Raw genomic sequence first — 20,875 nt, 5'->3', positions numbered from 1 at the left:
GAACCGCACGCGAGGAGAACAGCGATGACCGTCCGAGTCCGTGACGGCCTGCGGCACGAGGTACTGGACGCCAACCTGACCATCCCCCAGGCCGGACTGGCCACCCTGACCTGGGGCAACGTCAGCGGCGTCGACCGCGAGGCGGGCGTCTTCGTCATCAAGCCCTCAGGCGTCCCCTACGAGAATCTCGCCCTGGACCACCTGGTGACGGTCCGCCTCTCCGACGGCAAGATCGTCGGCGGCGACCTGCGCCCCTCCACCGACACCGAAACCCACCGCTGCCTCTACCTGGCGTTCCCGTCCATCGGCGGCGTCACCCACACCCACTCCACCCACGCCGTCGCCTTCGCACAGGCCCGCCGCGACATACCCGTCCTGGGCACCACCCACGCCGACACCTTCAACGGCCCCATCCCCTGCACCCCCGACCTCACCGCCGACCAATGCGCGAAGGACTACGAGTACAACACCGGCCAAGTCATCGTCGACCTCCTCGAAAGCGACGACCGCAGAGCCGCCGAGGTCCCGGCCGCCCTCGTCGCCCACCACGGCCCCTTCACCTGGGGCACCACCCCCCGCAAAGCCCTCGAACACGCCATCATCTGCGAAGCCGTCGCCGACATGGCCATCAACACCCTCGCCCTGTCCCCCACAGCACCCCCACCCCCACACCTCCTCGCCCGCCACTACACCCGCAAACACGGCCCCGACGCCTACTACGGCAACCCGGACATGACGGCCACTCCCGGCTGACAGCCGTCGTTCGCCATGCCCTTGGCCGCGCCCGGGTAAGCGCCCACCTGTACCCCGGGGCGGCCACCGGTCCGTTCTCTGGTGATGTGCCGACACGAACGCCGCGGTGGCGTATTTCGCATTCCCGAAGGTCTTGTTGTGCGGGCGGATCCGTGAGGCGCTGGTCCCCGATGTTCATGGATGAGGACTTCGCGGACGTGGATACACGTTGAGGGCGTCCAGCTGGTCGCTGTCCCGATTGGCTCCCGGCTCCGTCCAGCAGATCGCCCAGGGACTGTCCGACCGGAAGGTCGCCGCGGCCTACCGCGGCCGCATCGACGGAAGGTTCCCCTGGGGCTGGAGCTGATGGACACCGGATTCGACCACTGGCTGTTCAGCCGAGTTGTACGACCGCAACATCTCGGGTGGGGATCTTCAGCGCTTGTCGGATCTGTTCCTGGACCGGATGCGCGCGGCGGGTCTGGCCGTGGCCGCAAGCGGCTGGGCGCCAGGGTGCCGACGGGGTGGTTCGACCGCGACGGGCGCCGGATCGGGAACCCCCGTCTGCCGCACAAGGACCAAGAGCGCAACGAGCGCTTCGACCAGACCGGGTGAATCGGTACACCGGCTTGTGTGCCGGGGCGTCGAGCGGGTGGTCATGGAAGCGACAGGCTCGTAGTGGCGCCCGTTCTTCTCTCTGCTGGAGGCCCGAGGCCTGGACTGCCGGCTCTTCAACGCCCGTGACGTGAAGAACGTCCCCGGGCGCCCGAAGACGGACAAGCCGGATGCGGTCTGGCTGGCCAAGCTCGCCGAACGCGGCATGGTCCGCGCCTCGTTCGTCCCACCGAAGCCGGTGTGACAGCTGCGGGACTACACCCGCACCGCACCGTGTTCGTCCAGGAGTGCATCCGGCACAAGCGCCGCATCGACAAGACCCTGCAGGACGCACGGATCAAACTGTCCGACGTCGTCTCGGCCCTGTTCGGCATGTCCGGGCGGGCCATGCTCGACGCGGTGGTCACCGGAGAAGGCAACCCGCGCACCCTGGCCGACCCTGCCAAGGGCAACCTGGTCAAGAAGATGCCAGCCCTCATCAAGGCCCTGACCTGGGTAGTTCGAAGACCACCACGCCCGGCTGCTGCGGGTGCTGCTGTCTACCGTCGACCACCTCACTGCGCAGATCGACAAACTCGGCCGGCTGGTCGCCCGGACGCTGGAGGAGATCACCACCCCGCCAGGCAGCACAGGCGCCGGGGACGAAGCCGTCGCGGTCAGTGCGCGGACTCTCGCCGAGAAACTGGACGCCGTCCCCGGGATCGGGCCGACCACCGCGCAGATCATCCTCGCCGAGATCGGCGCGGACATGAGCCGCTTCTCCACCCCTGAACACCTGGTGTCCTGGGCCAAGTTGTGCCCCCGCACAATCCAGTCCGGAGCGAAGAACACCTCGGGGCCGGCCGGGCAGGGAAATCTCTGGCTCAAGGACGCTCTCGGTAAGGCCGCCAACGCAGCCGCCCGCGCTGATACCTTCCTCGGCACCCGCTACCGGCGCATCGTCAAACGCCGCGGCCATGCCAAAACTCTGGCCGCCGTCGCCCGCTCGACACTCGTCATCGCCTGGCACCTGATCAACGACCCGGACGACTCCTACCAGGAGCTCGGCGCCGACTGGCACCGCCGTCACCTCGACCCCGCCCGCAAAACCCGCGACCTCGTCCGCCAACTCCGGACCCTCGGCCACCAAGTCGCGCTCAGCCCGACATCAGCCTGACCGCCCCGTCTCACCGCCATCCGGTCCGCCAGCGGCCCGGATGCTGCCGCCTGCCCTCCCGCACTTCGATTTTCCGATCAGCTTCAGAGTCGAGCTGAGCCGGTGTTCCCGACGTGCGTGGTGAGCAGATCTCCGTCGTTTGGGTATCAACGGTAAGGCCATTATTGTCCGGCGTCTCATGCTGCCCGCCCGGTGTCCCGTGTGCCCTCACCCGACGGAATATCGGATCAGCCAATCAGAAGCTCAAGTCGTCGCTGTCCGGCGGAACTTCGCTACTCTCCGGGCATGGCTCTTCTCGGTCGCGGACGAACCCCCGTCAGACTCGCCCCCGAACTCGACGACACAGATCTCGGCCTGGTGCGCAAACGGCTTGTCGAGAAGCGGGCTTCGGGTGGATACGGTCTGTCCGTGGCGTTGATCGAGCAGTTGCTGCGCGATACCGGGAGGGACTGGGACCGCAGGTCTCACCGGATGAGCGTTCTTGCGGAGTCGACATCACCGATCCTCCAACGCTCCTGGGCTGATGATCAGCCTCAGGAACCGGATGCACAACTCCTTTATGCCTGGGGCGTGATGCTGCGCACGGGGTTCCGGGAACCCTCCGACGCGGCCGAGGCGCGAGAGGCGCTCGACGCCTGCGCCCGGGCTGCCGCGTCGCGGCCTGAAGACCCCAACCCATGGGTGGTGCGGCTGGGCCTGCTGCGTCTGTGGCGACGGCCCAGCTCGGAGGTGTACCCGCTCTGGGGACAAATCGTCAGACGCGACCCATGGCACCGCGAGGCGCACCTCCACATGCTCGGCTATCTGTCCCCGCGGGAGTGCGGTTCGCACAGGCAGACGGTCGAGTTCCTCGACCGGGTGCGCGCGGGGGCAGCTCCCACCGCGCCGACCGCCGGCATTGAGATAGCGGCCCTGATCGACCTCTACCACGGCGCGGTCGATCAGGGCAGTATCGAAGCCCTTACCGCGCAGCGCCTGTGGAACCGCCCGGACGCCGAGGCGGCAGTGGGCCGTGCTCTGGCCGACTGGCCCCGCCCGGGGTACCTGACCCACGCCGCGGCCGTGGCTGATCTCAATCTGCTGGCGTACGCGCTCGTTCAGGCGAGGCGGGGCGCGCAGGCAGGCGAGGTGTTCCGGGCGATCGGAGGTCTCGTCACGGCGTACCCCTGGTCCCGTGAGAGCGCCGACCCTCTTTCTTCCTTCACCAACTGGCAGCAGCGCACGGGAAGATGACGGACCGTCGGTTCTGCGCATCGCCGGATCGCCTGCCGGGAGACCACAAAGGTTTCCCGGCCACCAGGATGCGGGGTGGTTCACGCGCCCCCAGTGATACCTCGGTCCGGATTGTCTTCCCGGTCGATGTGTAGCGAGTACCCCGTCGCTCCGTGAGCTGTGCGACGAGGAACAGGCCACGACTTCCTTCGTCCTCCGTTGCGGCTCGCCGCAAGTGGGGAGGGGTGTTGCCGCTGTCGGCCACCTCGACGATGCGCCCGCGGTGACGGATGAGCCGCAGACGACCCGGGGCGCCACCGCAGCGGATCGCATGGGTGACCAGTTCGCTGACGACGAGTTCGACGACGAACGATGTCCCGTCCGCCACGTCACACTCGGCGAGCTTTTCGCAGGCCGGTTCCCGGGCATGAGCCACCTCGCCGGGATCGGCGGGCATGTCCCAGGCGGCGACCAGATGCTCAGGGAGAGGGAGTGCACGCGGACCAGCAGAATCGCCGCATCATCCTGGGGCGGGCTGGGCAGCAAGGCGTCGATGGCAGCGTCGCAGGCACTGTCCAGAGCATCGGTGCTGCTCCGCGAGGGTGTCTCGCAAGGGTGCGGATGTCGATGTCCCGTTCGCGGCTTTCGGCGAGCCCGTCGGCGACCAGGGCAAGCATGCCGTTCTCGGGCATTTCGACGTCCAGGCTCTCGGAGGGCAGTCCGCCGAGGCCCAGTGGCGGGTCGGCGGTAGGCTCACGATCTCGCTGTCTCCATCGGCCCTGACCAGGATCGGCGGCGGGTGTCCTGCGCGAGCCATGAAGCAGTGCCGGGACACAGGGTCGTAGACGACGTAGAGGCAGGTCGCGCCCGGCGCCTGGTTCTCCTGCTCGTTGTCGGCCGAGGACGAGGACCCGACCCGGGCAAGCAGGTCGTCGAGCCCGGCGAGCAGCTCGTCCGGCGCGAGATCGAGTGCGGCCGGAGCCCTGACGGTGGTACGCAGCCGGCCCATCTGGAGGCTGCTCCGATGCCGTGTCCCGCGACATCACGGACGATCAACCCCACCCTCGTGCCGGAAAGCGGGATGGCGTCGTACCAGTCCCCACCGACCCCGACCGGTCCTGCCTGCCGTGTACAGCCGGGAAATGGAGCCTCCCGGACCCGTTCACTGTGCTGCGGTACGCCTGGCTCGGCTTCTGAGCGAAGCGAGCCGTCGGCCGCGGCTGATGGCCGGCGGGATCGTGGGACGTCAACAATGCCGCCGGCCCGCCCGTTGGACCCTGTTCCTCGACCGGGATCGCGCCGCCGGACGGCTGCGGTTCTCCGGGCCTTCACGCGGCAGCGAATACACCCGTTCAGGGACGGCGGACGGGTGGTCGCCGTTCATACCGTTCTTCGTGTCACCCCAGCGAGATGGACCGCCGGGGGCCCTAGGACGAAGGAGTCAGCGTGAGCGGCCTGGTTGTGCGGAAGACATTCGCCCAGATCGAAGAGATCCGGTCCGTGGCCGACGAAGGCGACGAGGGCGGCCCGCTGCGCAAGGTGGCGGTGTGCGCGGTGGTCCGTAACCCCTTCGCCGGGCAGGGATACGTCGCCGACCTCTCCCAGATCGTCGAGGGCTCGGACGAGATCGGCACCTACCTCGGGCAGGAAGCGGTCCGCCTGCTCGGCTCCACTCCGGAGAGCTACGGCAAAGGCGGGCTGGTCGGCACCGCGGGCGAGCAGGAGCACATCAACGCCGCCGTCACCTCGACGTTCGGCAACGCCCTGCGCAAAGCGATCGGCGGGGGCGAGGCCTGGATCACGTCCGTCACCAAGGCCTCCGGCACGGATGCCACCATCGACGTACCGCTCGCCTTCAAGGACGAGATCTGGGTGCGCAGCCACTACGACGCCATGACGGTGCGTATCCCCGACGCCCCGCACCCCGACGAGCTGGTGATCATCGCCGTGGTCGCCAATCGAGGGCGGATCAACGCGCGGGTGGGCGGGCTGACGAAGGCTGAGGCGCAGGCGCGGGTGACGTCATGAGCACCCTCGCTGTCGTCGGCGCCGGCACGGTGCTGTCCGGTGATTATCGGAACCCGCTGATCGCCGACGCGGACACCGTGGTGAGCGAGGACGGGGTGATCGTCGCGGTCGGTCGGCGCGGTGATCTCGGCGTCATGGTGGACACCGCCGAGGTGGTGATCGACGCGAACGGTTCGACCGTCGCCCCCGGTCTCATCGACTCGCACTGCCACGTCGTACTGGGGGACTACACGCCCCGGCAGAAGACGGTGGACTTCCTCGCCAGCTATGTGCACGGCGGCATCACCAGTGTGGTGTCCCCGGGCGAGATCCACGCCCAGGGCCGCCCGCACGACGCGACGGGGGTGAAGGCGCTGGCCATCGCGGCGATGTCGTGCTTCAGGAACTTCCACCCCGGAGGCATGACCGTCCACGCCGGCTCCGTGGTGCTGGAACCCACCCTGACCGACGAGGACTTCGCCGACCTGGAGAAGGCCGGTGTACGGCTGGCCAAGTTTGGGTTCGGCCTGTACGAGGACCCCGCCGACGGATACGACCAGGTGCGCTCGGCCCAGGCCCACGGCATCACCGTGATGTGCCACTCGGGCGGCGCCAGCATCCCCGGCAGTAAGCCGATCACCCCGGACCACCTGCTCCATCTGGCTCCCGACGTGTGCGGGCATGTCAACGGCGGGCCGACCTCCCTGCCCGTCGAGGGCGTCGACAAGATCATCGAAGAGACGTCGATGGCGTTGCAGCTCGTGCAGGCAGGCAACCTCCAGTCAGCGGTGCGCATCCTCCGTAAGTGCCACGCGGAAGGGCGTTTCGACCGGGTCGTCATCGGCTCGGACACCCCGACCGGCACCGGCGTGATGCCGCTGGGCGTCATCAAGACCGTCGCCGAGCTGTCCTCGCTCTCCGGCATCGACCCCGCACAGGTGTGGGCCGCCGCCACTGGCAACAACGCCCGCACGTGGGACCTGCCCGCGGGCTTCGTCGCCCCCGGCGCCGCGGCCGACCTCGTGGTCATGGACGCCCCCTGGGGATCCACCGCCCCGGACGCGCTCGGCGCCCTCGCCATCGGCGACATCCCCGGCATCACCGCGGTCATCACGCAAGGTGTCCTGCGCAATCTGACCAGCCGCAACACGCCCCGCGCGGCTCGCCTGGTCGACGTGACCCCACCGATGCCGCACCTGTCCGCAGCCGGCCACTAGGCCGCGCACCACAAGTCATCAGGGAGCGTGTCATGTCCCTCCACGTCATCTTCGAACCGGCCAAGTGCCAGGGGTACGCCAACTGCCTGATCGAAGCACCCGAACTCTGGGACTTCGACGAGGACAAGAACACCGCCGTGCTGCGGCTGGAGAACCCCGACGACACCCTGCGCGCCCACGCCGAGGCCTCGGCACGCTGCTGCCCGGCCCAGGCCATACGCGTGGAGGGAACAGAATGAACCTGAACCGCGTGGTCGTCGTCGGAGCCTCCCTGGCTGGCGTCAGTGCCATCGAGTCCCTGCGGGAACGGGGCTTCCGGGGGGACATCGTCCTCGTCGGCGCGGAGGACCGGCTGCCTTACACCCGGCCCCCGCTGTCCAAGGACGCCCTCGCCACCGGACTGAGTGAATCGGCACTGCGCCTGCGGGAGAGGGAGTGGTTCGACGCGCGAGGCGTCACGCTGCGACTCGGCGAGGCGGCCACCGCCCTCGACACCCGCGACCGCCTGCTGTGGCTCGGGTCCGGGACATCCATCACCTACGACGGTCTGGTCATCGCCACCGGATCGATATCCCGTCGGATGCCCATGACTCTGTCCATGCCGACCGCGCACACCCTCAGGACCTACGACGACGCGGAACTGCTGGGCAGGGCACTGGAGCGCGGCGGTCATCTCGTGGTCATCGGGGCCGGATTCATCGGCCTGGAGACGGCGGCCACCGCCCGCGCGCTCGGCCTGGACGTCACCGTCGTCGACGTCATGCCCACCCCCATGTACCGGTTCGGCGAACAGGTGGGGATCTGGTACGCCGACCTGCACGAGCGCAACGGAGTGCGGATCGTCTGCTCCACCGGAGTCGACTCCCTGCGTGCGGCCGACGACCGCGCCCACGTGGTGCTGGACACGGGGGAGACCCTGACCGCCGACACGCTCCTCGTGGGCGTGGGCGGCATCCCGGCCACGGCCTGGCTGACCGGCTCGTCGATCGGCTTCGCCGACGGTGTGCGCTGCGAACCGGACCTGTCCACCGGCGTTCCGGGGGTCGTCGCCGCCGGCGACGTCGCCCGCTGGCACAACAAGGTCTTCGACGAGACCATGCGCGTCGAGCACTGGACCAACGCCGTCGAACAGGGCATGCACGCGGCGGGAACCCTGCTCGGCGAGTCGCGTCCCTTCGAGTCCGTTCCCTACTTCTGGACCGACCAGTTCGAAGCGAAGCTGCGCTGCGTCGGACGTGTCTCCCCGGAAGACGACATCGCCGTACTGCGGCGCGACGAGACCTCGCTCGTGGCCGCCTACGGACGCGACGGCGTCATCCGCGGAGCGGTCTGCGTCAACGCCCCCAGGCAGCTCGCCACCCTGCGCAACGCCATCGCGCAGCGCGCGGACTTCCGCGAGATCACCGGCAGCAGCACCGACCCGGTGACCACCACGCCCTGATCCACCCTCTCCTCTGCAAAGGAAGCCCGATGCCCCAGTCGTCCGTCGCCGCCAACCGCGACGCCCTCTCCACCATCGAACTCTTCCCCCAGGACGAAGACTGGTCGCTGCAGACCATGCGCCTGCTGGCGCAGGTCGCCGTCGGCGGCTCCGACCTGTTCGAGTGTGCCCGCACCGCCGCCCGCATCGGCCGTACCAGCACCGACGGCGAACTGTGGCAGAAGGAGTGGAGCCGCACCGCACAGGAGGTCGCCGCCGCGGCCGAAGCCGCCCTCGCCGAGGGCAACATCACCACCGCCCGCCGGGCCTTCATGCGCTCCTGCGGCTACTGGCGCCACTCGGAGTTCTTCCTCAACTCCGACGACCCCCGCCGCGAACTCGCCTACACCACCGGCACGAAGAACTTCCAGCGCGCCGTCGAACTCTCCGACGGTCTCATCGAGCGCATCAAGGTGCCCTTCGAAGGCATCACCATGGACGGCTACATCGTCCGCCCGGACAACTCCGGCAAGCGCCGGCCCACCGTCCTGTTCCTGGGCGGCGCCGACTCCTGGGCCGAAGAGCTGTACTTCATGGGCGGCACCGAGTTCCCCGCCCGCGACATGAACGTGGTCATGGTCGACACCCCCGGCCGCGGCAGTTCGCTGCGCTTCAAGAAGCTCTTCAGCCGCCCCGACTACGAAGTCCCGGTCGCCGCCGTCCTCGACTTCCTCCAGCAGCGCGACGACGTCGACGCCGACCGCATCGGCGTGGCCGGCGTCAGCTTCGGCGGCTACTACGCCCCGCGGGCCGCCGCCTTCGAACCCCGGATCAAGGCCGTCGCCGCATGGTGCGGCACCTGGAGCATCCTCACCGACTTCTACGAGTTCTACCCGCCGCTCCAGCAGCAGTTGCAGTGGCTGTCGGGCTCCAAGGACGACGCAGAGGCCCGCGAGAAACTGGCCGCCTTCACCCTCGACGGCGTCGCCGACAAGCTGACCGTCCCCGTGTACGTCATGCACGGCACCGACGACATCATCATGGACATCGCCGGCGCCCGCCGCTTCATCGACGCCCTGACCACCAAGGACGTCACCGTCGACATCTACGACGGCGCCGGATCGCTGCACTGCAGCTACGACTACTTCTCCGTGGCCACCGCCCGTCTGGCGGACTGGTTCCTCCACAAGCTCGACGCCGGCCACGCGAGTGCCTGAGCACACCCCGGAGGTGACGTCGTGTACGAGATCCACCAGCTCCTCTGGGAGATCCGCCGCGATCCAGAGGTGAAGAAGGCCTACCAGGCCGACCCCGACGCCGTCCTCGACTCGTACGGCATCCACGGCGAACACCGGCAGTGGATGAAGGACCTCGACTTCAAGGCCCTGTACGAGAGCGGCATCAACCCCTACCTGCTCTACTTCTGCGCCATTCAGCTCCAGGTCGACCGAGCCCAGTACTACGCCCAGATACGAGGGGAGACGCAACGATGAGCGGCAACGGACGCATCGTGGGAGTCTTCGCGGCCTCCCACTCGCCGGGCATCACCGGCTGGCCCGAACGGGTCCCCGCCGCTGCCCGCGCCAGCGTGGAAAACGCCTACGCCGAGGTACGCAAGCGCATCGAAGAGCTGCGGCCCGACGCCGTGATAGCCGTCTCGGTGGAGCACTTCACCAACTTCAACCTCGGCAACCTGCCGGCCTTCGCCATCGCCACGGCCAACTCCTATCTGGGGCCCACCACCGCGGAGATGGCCGCCTTCCTCAACGTCGAACAGCACCACTACCCCGGTCACGCGGAACTGGGCCGTCACCTGTACGCCCACGCCCTGGGGGCGGAGTTCGACCCCGCCCTGGTCGAGGGCGGCCTGGAGTTCGACGAGAACTTCTGTGTCCCGCTGAAGCATCTCGACCCGGACTCGAAGCACCCGCTCGTCCCGGTGATCGTCAACGGCGTCAACCCGCCCTGGCCGACCCCCAAGCGGTGCTACGACCTGGGACGGATGATCCGGGACGCGGTCGAGGCCCAGAGCTTCGCCCCGCGCGTCGTCGTCCTGGCGACCGGCGGCCTCTCGCACTGGGTGGGCCTGCCGGAATCTGGCTCCATCAACGAGGAATTCGACCGTGACTTCATCGCACGCCTCGAATCCGGAGACCCCGCGCGCCTGACCGACTACACCCAGGACGCCATCGACGCGGCCGGCAACGGAGCGCACGAGATCCGCACCTGGCTCGCAGCCGCGGGCGCCGCCCGGACCGGCTTCGACGTCCTGGCCTACGAACCCGTGCCCGAGTGGCTCACGGGCACCGCCGTCGCAGCCGCCCGGCTGTGACACACCCTCCCTCCCCTCTGTCCAAGGAGAAACCCCATGAGCAAGCTGCCCAAGGTCACCGGCCGTGACATGCGGGGTGTGATGGCCTACCCGCCCACACCCGCCCTGCCGGGCGCCGAGCGCGTCGACGCCGTCGACACGGTCGACCTCCAGGAGACCGAGCGGATGATCGGCGCCCTGATCCGTGACGGCGTCGACGCGATCGCCCTCAACGGAACGCTCGGCGAGATGGCCACCCTCACCCTGGAGGAGTGGAAGGCGTACGCCGCCTGCGCGGCCGAGACCGCCCGCGCCATCGACCCCGACTTCCCGCTCTTCATCGGAGCCACCACGCTCAACACCCGGGACACAGTATCCCGGATGAAGTACCTTGCCGACCTCGGCGTCACCGGCACGCTGCTGGGCCGCCCCATGTGGGGCGAGATGGTCGCCCCGGTGATGGACCGCTTCTACCGCGACGTGGCCGAGGCCGTGCCCGAGCTCGCCATCGTCGTCTACGACAACACGGCGGCCTTCCGCGGGATCATCCCCCGGAGCGTGTACAAGACTCTCGTCGAGCTGCCGCAGGTCGTCGCCGTCAAGTACGCCGGTGGCGCCTCCGTCGGCTTCCGCTACCACAACGACATGGCCCACACCGGCACCAGCTTCCCCCTGATGTCGATCGAGACGGACTGGTTCCCGGCCTGGGAGCTGTACGGCGAGGAGCTCGTCGGCATGGCCTGGTCCTCCACCACTGCCATGGGACCTGGCCCCGTTCTGGAGTTGCGCGACGCGCTCCAGCAGGGCCGCATGGATGACGCCCGCTGGCTGACCGAGCGGCTGCGCTGGGCCCACGAGCCCTTCCTCGTCGGCCAGGACTTCATGGAGTTCGCCAAGTACAACATCCCGCTGGAGAAGATCCGGGTGAACGGGGCCGGATACATCAACGTCGGCAAGTGCCGCCCGCCCTACACCGAGGACCTCGTCCCCGACGTGCACGTCCAGACGACGGCCCAGCACGTCGAGCGCTATGCGCAGATCAAGACCGAGATCGAGAAGCGGTTCGGGCCGCGCACGCCGAAGCACCAGGGATGACCGATGACACCACAGGCGGAGCAGCAGCAGCTGGATGCCTGGGTTGAGAACACCCGGGTGGGGATCACCGCTGGCCGGTTCCCCGCCCGGGCCTTCAACGACCAGGCCGTGTACGACCTAGAGCAGGAACGCCTGTTCTCCAAGGCGTGGTGCTTCCTCGCGCACGAGAGCGAGATCCCGGCACCCGGTGACTACGTCACCCGCAAGATCGGCAACAACAATCTGATCGTGGCCCGGGACGAGCACGGCGAGATCCATGCCAGCTTGAACATGTGCCGGCACCGCGGCAACGTGATGTGCAAGTCCGAGATGGGCAACGCCTCGCACTTCCGGTGTTCGTACCACGGGTGGACGTACAAGAACTCGGGTGAACTCATCGGCGTGCCCTATATGAAGGAAGGCTACGAGGGCCAACTCAAGCGCAAGGACTGGGGGTTGGTCGGCGTTCGCGTCGACGGATACGAAGGCCTCGTCTTCGGGACGCTCGATCCGCAGGCTTCCACGCTCGACGAGTACCTGGGCGACTTCCGCTTCTACCTCGACCTCTACCTCAAGCACGGCTTCGGCGGCGTCGAGGTGCACGGACCGCCGGACCACTGGATCGCCGACACGGACTGGAAGATCTGCGCCGAGAACTTCGCCGGCGACGGCTACCACACCCCCGTGGCCCACCAATGGGGCTTCAACCTGGGCTACTTCCCGTCGTCAGGTTCCACGCACAGCCAGGGCTGGGCCGCCAGCGTTCCCGGCAAGGGGCACGGCATCGGGCTTGGCCACAGCCCCAACTTCCCGGCCTTCGGCGGGTTTCCCGACGAACTCGTCGAGGAGATGAAACAAACCCTGACGCCCGAGCAGGTCGAGGTCTTCGCCAGGACCCGCACGGCTGTGGGTACGGTCTTCCCGAACCTCTCCTTCCTCATGCAGCCCTTCAGCCTGGTGCCCGGCGAGCCGGGAGTCCGCTTCGTCACCATGCGGCTCTACCACCCGGCCGGCCCCGGACGCATGGAGATGTACTCCTGGTGTCTCGTGCCCAGGAACGCCTCGGAGGAGTACAAGTCCGAGGCCTACCGCGCCTACACCCTGGCCTTCGGACAGGCCGGAACCTTCGAACAGGACGACTTCGAGAACTGGACCAAGGTCACCCAGTCCGCGGGGTCGACCATGGTCAAGGACCTCGACTTCCCCTACATCATGGGCATGCAGAGCGAGCCCGACCCCGAGTTCGCCGGTCCCGGCCATGTCGTCACGCCCTACGTCAACGACACCAACTTCCGGAACCTGTGGACCCGTTGGGGCGACTACCTGGCCGGGGAGGCGTGATGGGCGACCGACTCCCCGTGGACCGCGACACGGTGTCCGAGATCCAGGAGTTCCTGTACCGCGAGGCGCTGGCCCTCGACGAACGGCGGTTCCGCGACTGGCTGGCCATGCTCGCCGACGACATCACCTACGAGGTGCCGGTCCGCGTGACCCGTGAGGCCCAGGCCGACTGGGAACTGGCCCCCACCTCACGCATCTTCGACGACGACCGCCAGACACTGGAGGTGCGGGTACGGCGGCTGGAGACGGACTTCTCCTGGGCCGAGCAGCCGCCCTCCCGCACCCGCCACTACGTCACCAACGTGCTCGTCGACACGACGGACGTGGCGGACGAGTACCTCGTGCACTGCAACTGCTTCATCTACCGGAGCCGAGGGGACAGCCCGACGCCCAGTCTCTACTCACTGTCCAGGAAGGACACCGTCCGCAGGGAGACCGACGGATGGCGGCTCGCGCGCAGGTGGGCGGCGTTCGACCAGGCGCTGATCAACGCGCACAACCTGTCCATCTTCGTCTAGCCGGCTCCCGCCGCACTGATCAGGAGGCCATGGTGGACACGTCGAGCCACACGCCGCACATCGAACGCCCGGACATCGGTGAGGAGTCCCACTACCCCGAGGGCCCGGGAAACGACGGGCCGATCGTCATCGCGAACGAGTTCGCGGACGTGGTCATCAGGAAGGTGGAGACCAGGAACGGCATGCGGCTGGACATCTGGTCGCCCCGCCGGGGCACCCGCGTTCTGCTGGACGCGGTGGCACTGGACTGCCTCAGCTTCCAGGAGCCCGACCTCATCACCGAGATGCTGGCCAGGAGGCCCGCACCGTGAGCGGGCGGCTGGAAGGAATGCGTGTTCTCGTCGTGGGAGGCGGCGCCGGCATCGGCAAGGGCGCGGCGCTCGCCTATCTCGACGAGGGCGCGGTGGTGACCGTGGTCGAACGGTCCGAGGACCACGCCGACGCACTGCGGCGGGAGACCAAGGGCAGACCCCTGGAGGTGGTCGTCGGGGACGCGACCGCTCCCGCCGTGCTCTACCAGGCCCTGTCGCAGGCCATCAGCGCGACCGGCGGGCTCGACCATCTCACCTGCTGTGTGGGTGTGTTCGACCACTATGCCTCGCTGCGCGAGCTGTCGGTGGACGAGCTGGTCAAGGCGGCCGAGGAGATCTGGCGGGTGAACGTCCTGGCCACGCTCGTCGCGGTCAGGACAGCCTGGCCCGCCCTGCACGCGGCAGGCGGCTCGGTCACCCTGACCCTGTCGGAGTCGGCGTTCCACCCCGTGGGCGGCGGTGTGCTGTACGGCAGCTCCAAGTGGGCGCTGCGCGGGACGGTACAGCACCTGGCGGCCGACCTGGCCCCCTCCGTCCGCGTCAACGGTGTGGCCCCCGGCGGCACCAGCGGCACCGGTTTCTCCGGCCTTGCGGCACTGGGGGAGAGCGGGTCGTCGGTCGGCGCGGTCAGCGGCAGGGACGAACGGATCGCCGCAGGAACCATGCTCGGGGTGACGCCCTCGCCGGCCGATCACGCCGGCGCCTACGTCTACCTCGCCGACCCGAGAGCCTCCCGGGTCGTCACCGGCATCGTCATCAACAGCGACGGCGGTCGCGCCCTGAGGTAGTGCGCCGGATGCGATCGGCGGGCGAGGCAGGGTCTTGCCGTCTTGCCGGGGAGTTCCATGAACGAGCCGGGGGTGTCCAGAGATATTGCTCCGACGGTTCAGTGGCCCACCCAGACGGGGATGTCAGGGTGGGCCACACCGCGATAGGGCGGGTGGCGGTCTTGAGGAGACCGCCACCCGCCCTACGTGATTGCGGGCGCGGGGCGCTACCGACTCGCTGGGCCATGTGTCGAGGCCCAGATCAGCTGGATCAGCCCGGCGCGATTGGTGACGTCCGTCTTGGCGTAGATGCGCTTGAGGTGCTGCTTGACCGTGTTCTCGGAGACGAAGGCGCGTTCCGCGATCTGCCGGGTCGTCAAGCCCTCGCTCACCAGCTGGGCGATGTCCCTCTCTCGGCTCGTCAGGACCTCCCAGTCCGGCAGCCGGTGCTCGGACTGTGGCCCGGAGTGCTCGAAGAGCACCGTAGCCGCGGCGGGAATGTCTCCCGCCAGACGGACCGTCTTGGCGATGACGCTCTTCCCGCCGGCTGTGGAGACCGTGCGGCTCGCCACCCTCGTGCCGTCGCGGGCGAATCCCGCCGTCGCGTCCATGATGGCCCGGGCCAGCCCGTCGGCGGTGGGCAGACTTCCGTCGGGGCCCAGTGGGACGGGCCATTCACGTCGCGCGGCGCGGTTGAAGAACAGCACTCGACCGCCGAGGTCGGTGATGATCACCGGGTAGTCCAGATGATCGAAAGCGTTCTCGATCAGCGCGGTGTGCTGGGCTGTCGCCTCGAAACGCAGCGAGCGTTCCATGCCTCGTCCGACGTGTTCGGCGATGCACTGGGCGGCGGTCAAGTCCGCGCGCGAGAAGGGTTCTTGGGATGTGCTGCGTGCGAAGTTGATCGTGCCGAAGAACACGGCTCCCGACATGACGGGGGCCAGGAGCGAGTGCTCGTAGCGGGCCACCGCCAGAGCCTGGCGGGCCCCGCTGCGGTCCCACTGCCCGCAGGGCAGACGCGACGAGTCCAGGGCAGTCTTCTCATCCATCACCCGGCTGAGGATCGGGTCGTCGTCCCGGCCATATGCCTCATAGGCGTCCAGGAACTGGTCCGTGGTGACGGCGTGCACGTCCAGAACCCGTCGGGAGTGCTGGTCGAGTCGGTACAGACCGACGGCACTGGCCGGGATCACGGCGCGCGCGTGGGTGAGGTAGGCGTCGATCACCTCGCTCCGGGTGAGCGCCGATTGCATGGCCAGGGCGAACCGCTCTGTGCTGCGGGGGTTCGGGCTGGTGGTTCTCATGATGGCTCCAGACGGTTGAAGCACGAATGGGCGTCTGGTTACGCGACGACCGCGGACCGGACGCGGGGGAGGGGCGCTGGGCCCCACCTCACACGTCCGGTCGTGGCAGGCCGGCGATACGGTCTTGCCGGTCAGGGTTCGCGTGTCACGCCAGGTTGGCCGCGTCGCGGCCGGCCCTGATGCCGGTGTGGATCGCGCCGTCGATCAGGGCGTAGCTGCCGCTGGCCAGGTCGGCGCCGGCGAACAGCACCCGGCCCGCCCGGTCCCTGACGAGGTCGAGCTGCTGCTGCAGCTGTCCCGGGGCGGGCACGGCCCAGGTGCCGCGGAACATCGGGTCGGTGGTCCAGCTGTGCGACGCGACCTCTACGACCTCCAGGTCGGGCAGCCAGGCCCGCAGCACCCGCTGCACCTCGGCGGGGGAATGACCGTTCACCGCGGTGGCGTCGGGGCCGAAGGCGACAGCGATGTGGTCCTCGCCGACCGGCCGGTCGTACTGCAGCAGCACGAAGGGGTGCCCCTCCGGCGCGAACGCCATGTACGGGGTCCTGTCGCCCTTGACGCGGCAGAGGACCTTCAGGCCTCCGGAAATCTGTCCGGCCTCGGCGACGGCGGTGACCTGCGGACGCTCGGGCGAGAACGTGATCCGCGACAGGACGTTCACCGGCACGGCGCACACCACCGCACCCGCCACGACCGTGGACCCGTCGGACAGTTCGACCTCCACGCCCGAAGACGTCTCGGTCACCTGCCTGGCGGTCGTCGACATCCTGAAGTCGGCTCTGATGTCGGAGACGATGCCGTCGACCAAGAGCCCCGTACCGCCCGTGATCTTGTAGCGGGAGATGACGTCCAGCATGACCTGCCAGTCCCAGCCGGCCAGGGCCAGCCAGCGCAGCGCGATGGTCAGGCCCGCTTCGCTGAGCGGAGCCTGGCAGGCGGCCGACCAGAACGAGGACACCATGGCCCGTTCCTGCTGGCTCATCTCCACCCGGTCGAGGAAGTCGCCGAGGCTCAGCTTGTCGAAGTCCAGGGCGGCGGGGGAGAAGAGCGGGTCCTGCGGGCGGGGGTAGGCCTCGCGGGCGGCCTCGGCCAGGGCCTGCATGCCCTTGTCCAGGAGGCCGAAGACCTCTTCCTCCGAGCCCTCCGCGACGGTGCCGTCGTCGAGGAAGAGCAGCTGCTCCGGTGGGGCGAACTCCTCGATCGTCAGACCGTAGCGTGACACCTCCGACCAGACATGGGGCTGCAGCCAGTGGATGTCGGTGCCGCCCATCTCGATCCGGGTGCCGAGGCGGTCGTCGGTCCAGGTTCGTCCACCCAGCCTGTCCAGTGCCTCGATGAGGACCACGGACCGTCCCAACTGGGAGGCTTCCCGCGCGGCTGCCAGACCGGCGAATCCACCGCCGATCACCGCGACGTCGTAGCGAGCACTCACCTGACTACTCCAATCTCCACCGAGAACTTGCGGAAGGGCGCGTGGAACGTCCAGGTGGACTCGCTGCCGCGCCTGAAGAAGGCGGAGTCGCCGGCTCGCAGCACCAGTTCCTCTTCCTCTTCGCTGGACTTGATGTGGACCTCGCCCTCGACGATCCAGATGTACTCGTCGGCCTCGAAGAGGTACGGCACCGCGGTGCGGTCCGGATACACTCCCTCGGAGACACGGAAGACACCCGTACGGACGTCCTCACGGCCGCGGACTTCGGAGAGCTCCCCCGTCTCGTGTCCGTCGACCAGGAACGGGACGTATCCGCGCGCGAGTCGGGCGGCATCCACGACGGTGTGCTGGGCTTCCAACGGGAGATCCTTTCGGTCGTGCTCCTCACTCGGCCTGGCCGTCACTGCGCCTGGGCCTTTGAGTCTTCGGTCAGGCCGCTGACGGGACCGGACAGGTGCCGGCCCTGGCGTGTGACCCGGTCGGGCAGCAGGAAGCCGATGACAGCCAGGGCCGGGACGGTCCACGGCAGACAGGTGGCGAACCAGGTGCTGGAGCCGGTCTGGATGTCCCAGTTCTTCAGCAGGAACACGATCACCGTGGCGAAGCCCGCGCCGGCGATCAGCGGGGCGGCCAGCCGTACCCACCAGTTCTCTCCGCGGTGGTCACGACCGAAGAAGTACATGACCGCGAAACACAGCACCCCCATCAGCGTGATCAGTCCGAAGGTGCCCACGGCCAGCAGCAGTGCGAAGACCGTTGTCGGGGCGACCCCCGCGAAGTAGCAGGCGAGGATGACGACGATGGCGATCACGGTTTGCGCCAGGCTGGAGTGGTGCGGTGACTTCCACTTCGGGTGGGTCTGCGCCAGCTTCTGCGGCAGCAGGCCCTCCCGTGCCAGGGAGAACTGGTACCGGGAGACGGCGTTGTGGATGCCCAGGCAGGCCGCGAAGGTGCTGGTGACGAACAGGACCTTCATGACGACGACGAAGGCGCCGCCGAGGCTGTTGTCGGCGACGGTGTAGACGAAGTTCGTCATGTCGCCGAGCGCCGCGTTCTGGACGTGATCTGTGCCGTAGGCCAACACCATCACCCAGGAGGAGACGATGTGGAACACGGCGATGACACCGACGGCCACGTACGCGGCGCGCGGGATGGTGCGCCGCGGGTCCCGGGCCTCCTCGCTGTAGATGGCGGTTGCTTCGAAGCCGATGAAGACCACGACGCAGAACATGAATCCGGCGCCGACGTCTCCGTGGAAGATGTGGCTCAGCTCGAACGGAGCAGCGGTGTAGTTGCTCGCCGGGGTCTGGAAGATGACGGCTACATCCATGACGGCGATCACTGCGACCTCGGCCAGCATCAGGATGCCGAGTACCCCTGCGCTGAGGTTGACGTCCCGACGGCCGAGGATGCCGACCAGGGCGAGTCCGGCGAGCATCACCACGATCCAGGAGACGTTCACGTCGGTGGCCTCGTGGATGAAGGCGGAGGTGGTGAGCGAGAGCAGCGCCCACAGGGCGAGGATCATTGTGTGGTAGCTGAAGAGCGCCACCAGTCCCGCCGCCTGCTGCGCCCGGCGGCCGAAGGCCGATCCGATGTAGACGTAGAACCCGCCGGCGGCGACGACATGCCGGCTCATCGCGGTGTAGCCGACCGAGAAGAGGATCAGCAGCGCCGCGACGAACAGAAACAGGCCGGGAACGCCTGTCCCGGGGCCGAGAGCGAAGGCCAGAGGTATCCCGCCGATGAGGGCGGACATGGGACCGACGGTGGCGACCACGAAGAAGACGATCGCGGTGACGCCGAGCGAGCCGGTCCGCAGAGCGGTGTGCTGGTCAGTGGACCCAGATATTGTGTCGTTGCTGCTCACGGGGACGTTCCTGCTCACTGGTAGGGGTAGATCCGGCGGCCGTGATTGACCGAGACCCACTGAAGGGTCGTGAGTTCGTCGATGCTCGCCGGACCGTTGAGCCTGCCGATCCCGGACTGCTTCTCCCCGCCGAACGGCACGATCGGCTCGTCGGCGATGGTGGCGTCGTTGATGTGGATCATGCCGGTGTCCACACGGCGGGCGATGCGCATCCCGCGGGCGATGTCCCGGGTGTGGACGGCTCCACTGAGCCCGAAGTCGCTGTTGTTGGCGATGGCGATCGCCTCGTCGTCCGTGTCGAATTCCAGCAGCAGCACCACAGGCCCGAACAATTCGTCCTGTGCGATGTCCGCGGACGCCGCGACGCCTTCCAGAACGGTCGGGGCGAACACGTTGCCCTGGGCCGAACCGCGCAGCAGCGCGGTTGCTCCGCCGTCGACCGCGGCGTCGACCTTCTGCTCCAACGAGGCGACAGCCCGTGCGTTGATCAGCGGACCGACGATCGTGTCGGGAGCGGCGGGGTCACCGGTCCTCAGCTCGGACACCTTCGTGATGAAGCGCTGCTTGAACTCCGTGGCGATGGAGGAATGCAGCAGGATGCGGTTGGCCGACATACAGATCTGGCCCTGGTGGGTGAACCGGCTGAACACGGCCGCGTCGACGGCGTAGTCCAGATCGGCGTCCTCACACACGATGAAGGCGCTGTTGCCGCCCAGTTCGAGAATGGCCTTCTTGAAGTGGCGCGCCGCCACCTCACCGACGTGGCGGCCGACGGCCGTCGACCCGGTGAAGGCCAGGATCCGGGGCACCGGATGCTCCAGGAAGTAGTCACCGATCACCGGGATCTCGGTGACGGTGACGTTGAGGAGACCCGCCGGCAGCCCTGCCTCTTCGAAGATCGAGGCAATCAGAGTGCCGCCGGTGATCGGCGTCTCCTCGTGCGGTTTGACGACCACGCCGTTGCCGGTGGCCAGGGACGGTGCGACACACTTCATCGACAGGAAGAACGGGAAGTTGAAGGGGCTGATGACGCCCACGACTCCGACCGGCTTGCGGAAGACGAAGTTCTCCGTGTCCTCGACCGGGGAGGCGAGGATGCGCCCCTCCATGCGCAGGGGGAGGGTTGCCGCCTCTTTGAGACAGTCGATCACGAGTCCGATCTCGAATCCCGCCTTGAGCCGGGTTCCCCCCACTTCGGCGACGATCAGTTCGGCGATCTCGTCCGCGCGTTCCTGCACGATGCGGGCGGCGTTCTCGAACACTGTCCGCTGGGCGTAGGCACTCTGCTTGCTCCACCCCCGCTGCTCCGTCGCCGCGGACCGGTACGCCTGGTCGACGTCCTCCCGCGTCGCCACCGCGAAGTCGCAGATCGAGTCACCACTGTAGGGATTGAGATCGACGAGCTTCTTCTCGCCGGAGCCGTCTCGCCAACGGCCTGCGATGTACTGCTGAGCCAACTGCACCGTGTCCATCTGTCGCCTCCGAATAGGGTGACCGGACTCACAGAGGTCCGGCTTGACCGATGTGGGGCGATCGTGGCACCGGGGTCGGCGGATGGCTTCCGTAGAACTACGGAGGTGTGCCTACG

General features: G+C 68.2%; 23 protein-coding genes. 16 read left to right on the top strand and 7 right to left on the bottom strand.

Translation table 11 applies throughout. From position 1 onward, the window contains the following. Positions 1 to 24 precede the first annotated feature (24 nt). The 4 genes from araD to ACIQBL_RS16840 all read left to right on the top strand — a co-directional run bounded on the left by araD (position 25) and on the right by ACIQBL_RS16840 (position 3,736). A complete protein-coding gene (araD, locus tag ACIQBL_RS16855; RefSeq protein WP_401942046.1) occupies positions 25 to 753 on the top strand; it encodes an L-ribulose-5-phosphate 4-epimerase AraD in 729 nt (242 codons plus the stop codon). Between the two features lie 208 nt (positions 754 to 961). Continuing rightward, positions 962 to 1,099 carry a hypothetical protein gene (locus ACIQBL_RS16850; RefSeq protein ID WP_401942043.1) on the top strand — a complete coding sequence of 46 codons (138 nt, stop codon included), beginning with the start codon at positions 962 to 964 and terminating at the stop codon, positions 1,097 to 1,099. 777 nt (positions 1,100 to 1,876) lie between these two features. Next, positions 1,877 to 2,503 (top strand): transposase, encoded by a 627-nt coding sequence (locus ACIQBL_RS16845; protein WP_401942042.1) that lies wholly within the window; start codon positions 1,877 to 1,879, stop codon positions 2,501 to 2,503. Positions 2,504 to 2,911: 408 nt separating this feature from the next. Further along, complete coding sequence (locus ACIQBL_RS16840) at positions 2,912 to 3,736, top strand: hypothetical protein (protein WP_401942040.1); 825 nt, start codon at positions 2,912 to 2,914, stop codon at positions 3,734 to 3,736. On the opposite strand, the gene ACIQBL_RS16835 is transcribed toward ACIQBL_RS16840, so the two are convergent. Both ACIQBL_RS16835 and ACIQBL_RS16830 read right to left on the bottom strand, forming a co-directional pair. After that, on the bottom strand, positions 3,705 to 4,172 hold the full coding sequence (locus tag ACIQBL_RS16835; RefSeq protein WP_401942037.1) for an ATP-binding protein: 468 nt from the start codon (positions 4,170 to 4,172) through the stop codon (positions 3,705 to 3,707). The two genes, ACIQBL_RS16840 and ACIQBL_RS16835, sit on opposite strands and share 32 nt — an antisense overlap. A 63-nt stretch (positions 4,173 to 4,235) precedes the next feature. Continuing rightward, on the bottom strand, positions 4,236 to 4,724 hold the full coding sequence (locus ACIQBL_RS16830; protein WP_401942035.1) for a SpoIIE family protein phosphatase: 489 nt from the start codon (positions 4,722 to 4,724) through the stop codon (positions 4,236 to 4,238). Positions 4,725 to 5,161: 437 nt separating this feature from the next. Between ACIQBL_RS16830 and ACIQBL_RS16825 the strand changes: the two genes are divergently transcribed. Genes ACIQBL_RS16825 through ACIQBL_RS16770 form a run of 12 tightly spaced genes read left to right on the top strand, consistent with a single transcriptional unit; the run spans position 5,162 to position 14,702 of the window. After that, positions 5,162 to 5,743 carry an amino acid synthesis family protein gene (locus ACIQBL_RS16825; RefSeq protein ID WP_401942033.1) on the top strand — a complete coding sequence of 194 codons (582 nt, stop codon included), beginning with the start codon at positions 5,162 to 5,164 and terminating at the stop codon, positions 5,741 to 5,743. After that, positions 5,740 to 6,939: an amidohydrolase family protein gene (locus ACIQBL_RS16820; protein ID WP_401942030.1), complete on the top strand. Its 1,200-nt coding sequence runs from the start codon at positions 5,740 to 5,742 to the stop codon at positions 6,937 to 6,939. Before ACIQBL_RS16825 ends, ACIQBL_RS16820 begins: the two co-directional genes overlap by 4 nt. 32 nt (positions 6,940 to 6,971) lie before the next feature. Continuing rightward, complete coding sequence (locus ACIQBL_RS16815; protein WP_401942028.1) at positions 6,972 to 7,178, top strand: ferredoxin; 207 nt, start codon at positions 6,972 to 6,974, stop codon at positions 7,176 to 7,178. Further along, positions 7,175 to 8,380: an NAD(P)/FAD-dependent oxidoreductase gene (locus tag ACIQBL_RS16810; RefSeq protein WP_401942025.1), complete on the top strand. Its 1,206-nt coding sequence runs from the start codon at positions 7,175 to 7,177 to the stop codon at positions 8,378 to 8,380. Before ACIQBL_RS16815 ends, ACIQBL_RS16810 begins: the two co-directional genes overlap by 4 nt. Positions 8,381 to 8,409: 29 nt before the next feature. Next, entirely contained in the window at positions 8,410 to 9,576 is a 1,167-nt protein-coding gene (locus tag ACIQBL_RS16805) for an alpha/beta hydrolase family protein (RefSeq protein WP_401942024.1), read from the top strand. Between the two features lie 21 nt (positions 9,577 to 9,597). Continuing rightward, positions 9,598 to 9,852, top strand: coding sequence for a hypothetical protein (locus ACIQBL_RS16800; protein ID WP_401942022.1), 255 nt, complete (start codon positions 9,598 to 9,600; stop codon positions 9,850 to 9,852). Further along, a complete protein-coding gene (locus ACIQBL_RS16795) occupies positions 9,849 to 10,691 on the top strand; it encodes a hypothetical protein (RefSeq protein ID WP_401942019.1) in 843 nt (280 codons plus the stop codon). The genes ACIQBL_RS16800 and ACIQBL_RS16795 overlap by 4 nt, the downstream gene beginning before the upstream one ends. A 36-nt stretch (positions 10,692 to 10,727) precedes the next feature. Then, positions 10,728 to 11,765 carry a dihydrodipicolinate synthase family protein gene (locus tag ACIQBL_RS16790; RefSeq protein WP_401942016.1) on the top strand — a complete coding sequence of 346 codons (1,038 nt, stop codon included), beginning with the start codon at positions 10,728 to 10,730 and terminating at the stop codon, positions 11,763 to 11,765. A 3-nt stretch (positions 11,766 to 11,768) separates the two neighbouring features. Continuing rightward, a complete protein-coding gene (locus ACIQBL_RS16785; protein WP_401942013.1) occupies positions 11,769 to 13,085 on the top strand; it encodes an aromatic ring-hydroxylating dioxygenase subunit alpha in 1,317 nt (438 codons plus the stop codon). Next, on the top strand, positions 13,085 to 13,603 hold the full coding sequence (locus ACIQBL_RS16780) for an aromatic-ring-hydroxylating dioxygenase subunit beta (RefSeq protein WP_401942010.1): 519 nt from the start codon (positions 13,085 to 13,087) through the stop codon (positions 13,601 to 13,603). Before ACIQBL_RS16785 ends, ACIQBL_RS16780 begins: the two co-directional genes overlap by 1 nt. Before the next feature lie 29 nt (positions 13,604 to 13,632). After that, positions 13,633 to 13,914 carry a dihydrodiol dehydrogenase gene (locus ACIQBL_RS16775; protein WP_401942007.1) on the top strand — a complete coding sequence of 94 codons (282 nt, stop codon included), beginning with the start codon at positions 13,633 to 13,635 and terminating at the stop codon, positions 13,912 to 13,914. After that, on the top strand, positions 13,911 to 14,702 hold the full coding sequence (locus tag ACIQBL_RS16770) for an SDR family NAD(P)-dependent oxidoreductase (protein WP_401942004.1): 792 nt from the start codon (positions 13,911 to 13,913) through the stop codon (positions 14,700 to 14,702). The genes ACIQBL_RS16775 and ACIQBL_RS16770 overlap by 4 nt, the downstream gene beginning before the upstream one ends. A gap of 206 nt (positions 14,703 to 14,908) precedes the next feature. Here the strand turns inward: ACIQBL_RS16770 and ACIQBL_RS16765 are convergent, their stop codons facing one another. The 5 genes from ACIQBL_RS16765 to ACIQBL_RS16745 all read right to left on the bottom strand — a co-directional run bounded on the left by ACIQBL_RS16765 (position 14,909) and on the right by ACIQBL_RS16745 (position 20,759). After that, positions 14,909 to 15,985 (bottom strand): LuxR C-terminal-related transcriptional regulator, encoded by a 1,077-nt coding sequence (locus ACIQBL_RS16765; protein WP_401942002.1) that lies wholly within the window; start codon positions 15,983 to 15,985, stop codon positions 14,909 to 14,911. A 145-nt stretch (positions 15,986 to 16,130) separates the two neighbouring features. Then, on the bottom strand, positions 16,131 to 17,417 hold the full coding sequence (locus tag ACIQBL_RS16760; protein ID WP_401941999.1) for a flavin monoamine oxidase family protein: 1,287 nt from the start codon (positions 17,415 to 17,417) through the stop codon (positions 16,131 to 16,133). Continuing rightward, positions 17,414 to 17,776, bottom strand: a complete 363-nt coding sequence (locus tag ACIQBL_RS16755) for a cupin domain-containing protein (protein WP_401941997.1) — start codon at positions 17,774 to 17,776, stop codon at positions 17,414 to 17,416. Before ACIQBL_RS16755 ends, ACIQBL_RS16760 begins: the two co-directional genes overlap by 4 nt. 41 nt (positions 17,777 to 17,817) lie before the next feature. Next, a complete protein-coding gene (locus ACIQBL_RS16750; protein WP_401941994.1) occupies positions 17,818 to 19,287 on the bottom strand; it encodes an APC family permease in 1,470 nt (489 codons plus the stop codon). A gap of 14 nt (positions 19,288 to 19,301) precedes the next feature. After that, complete coding sequence (locus ACIQBL_RS16745; RefSeq protein ID WP_401941992.1) at positions 19,302 to 20,759, bottom strand: aldehyde dehydrogenase family protein; 1,458 nt, start codon at positions 20,757 to 20,759, stop codon at positions 19,302 to 19,304. Positions 20,760 to 20,875 lie beyond the last annotated feature (116 nt).

It is taken from the genome of Streptomyces sp. NPDC088350 (assembly GCF_044753545.1).
Taxonomy (GTDB): domain Bacteria; phylum Actinomycetota; class Actinomycetes; order Streptomycetales; family Streptomycetaceae; genus Streptomyces.
This window is presented reverse-complemented; position numbering and strand designations above follow the sequence as displayed.

Bases quoted from the DNA above. Each gene is read 5' to 3' on its own strand.
- araD (WP_401942046.1), top strand. From the start codon at position 25: ATGACCGTCCGAGTCCGTGACGGCCTGCGGCACGAGGTACTGGACGCC.
- ACIQBL_RS16835 (WP_401942037.1), bottom strand. From the start codon at position 4,172: ATGCCCGCCGATCCCGGCGAGGTGGCTCATGCCCGGGAACCGGCCTGC.
- ACIQBL_RS16830 (WP_401942035.1), bottom strand. From the start codon at position 4,724: ATGGGCCGGCTGCGTACCACCGTCAGGGCTCCGGCCGCACTCGATCTC.
- ACIQBL_RS16820 (WP_401942030.1), top strand. From the start codon at position 5,740: ATGAGCACCCTCGCTGTCGTCGGCGCCGGCACGGTGCTGTCCGGTGAT.
- ACIQBL_RS16815 (WP_401942028.1), top strand. From the start codon at position 6,972: ATGTCCCTCCACGTCATCTTCGAACCGGCCAAGTGCCAGGGGTACGCC.
- ACIQBL_RS16810 (WP_401942025.1), top strand. From the start codon at position 7,175: ATGAACCTGAACCGCGTGGTCGTCGTCGGAGCCTCCCTGGCTGGCGTC.
- ACIQBL_RS16805 (WP_401942024.1), top strand. From the start codon at position 8,410: ATGCCCCAGTCGTCCGTCGCCGCCAACCGCGACGCCCTCTCCACCATC.
- ACIQBL_RS16795 (WP_401942019.1), top strand. From the start codon at position 9,849: ATGAGCGGCAACGGACGCATCGTGGGAGTCTTCGCGGCCTCCCACTCG.
- ACIQBL_RS16790 (WP_401942016.1), top strand. From the start codon at position 10,728: ATGAGCAAGCTGCCCAAGGTCACCGGCCGTGACATGCGGGGTGTGATG.
- ACIQBL_RS16785 (WP_401942013.1), top strand. From the start codon at position 11,769: ATGACACCACAGGCGGAGCAGCAGCAGCTGGATGCCTGGGTTGAGAAC.
- ACIQBL_RS16780 (WP_401942010.1), top strand. From the start codon at position 13,085: ATGGGCGACCGACTCCCCGTGGACCGCGACACGGTGTCCGAGATCCAG.
- ACIQBL_RS16775 (WP_401942007.1), top strand. From the start codon at position 13,633: ATGGTGGACACGTCGAGCCACACGCCGCACATCGAACGCCCGGACATC.
- ACIQBL_RS16765 (WP_401942002.1), bottom strand. From the start codon at position 15,985: ATGAGAACCACCAGCCCGAACCCCCGCAGCACAGAGCGGTTCGCCCTG.
- ACIQBL_RS16745 (WP_401941992.1), bottom strand. From the start codon at position 20,759: ATGGACACGGTGCAGTTGGCTCAGCAGTACATCGCAGGCCGTTGGCGA.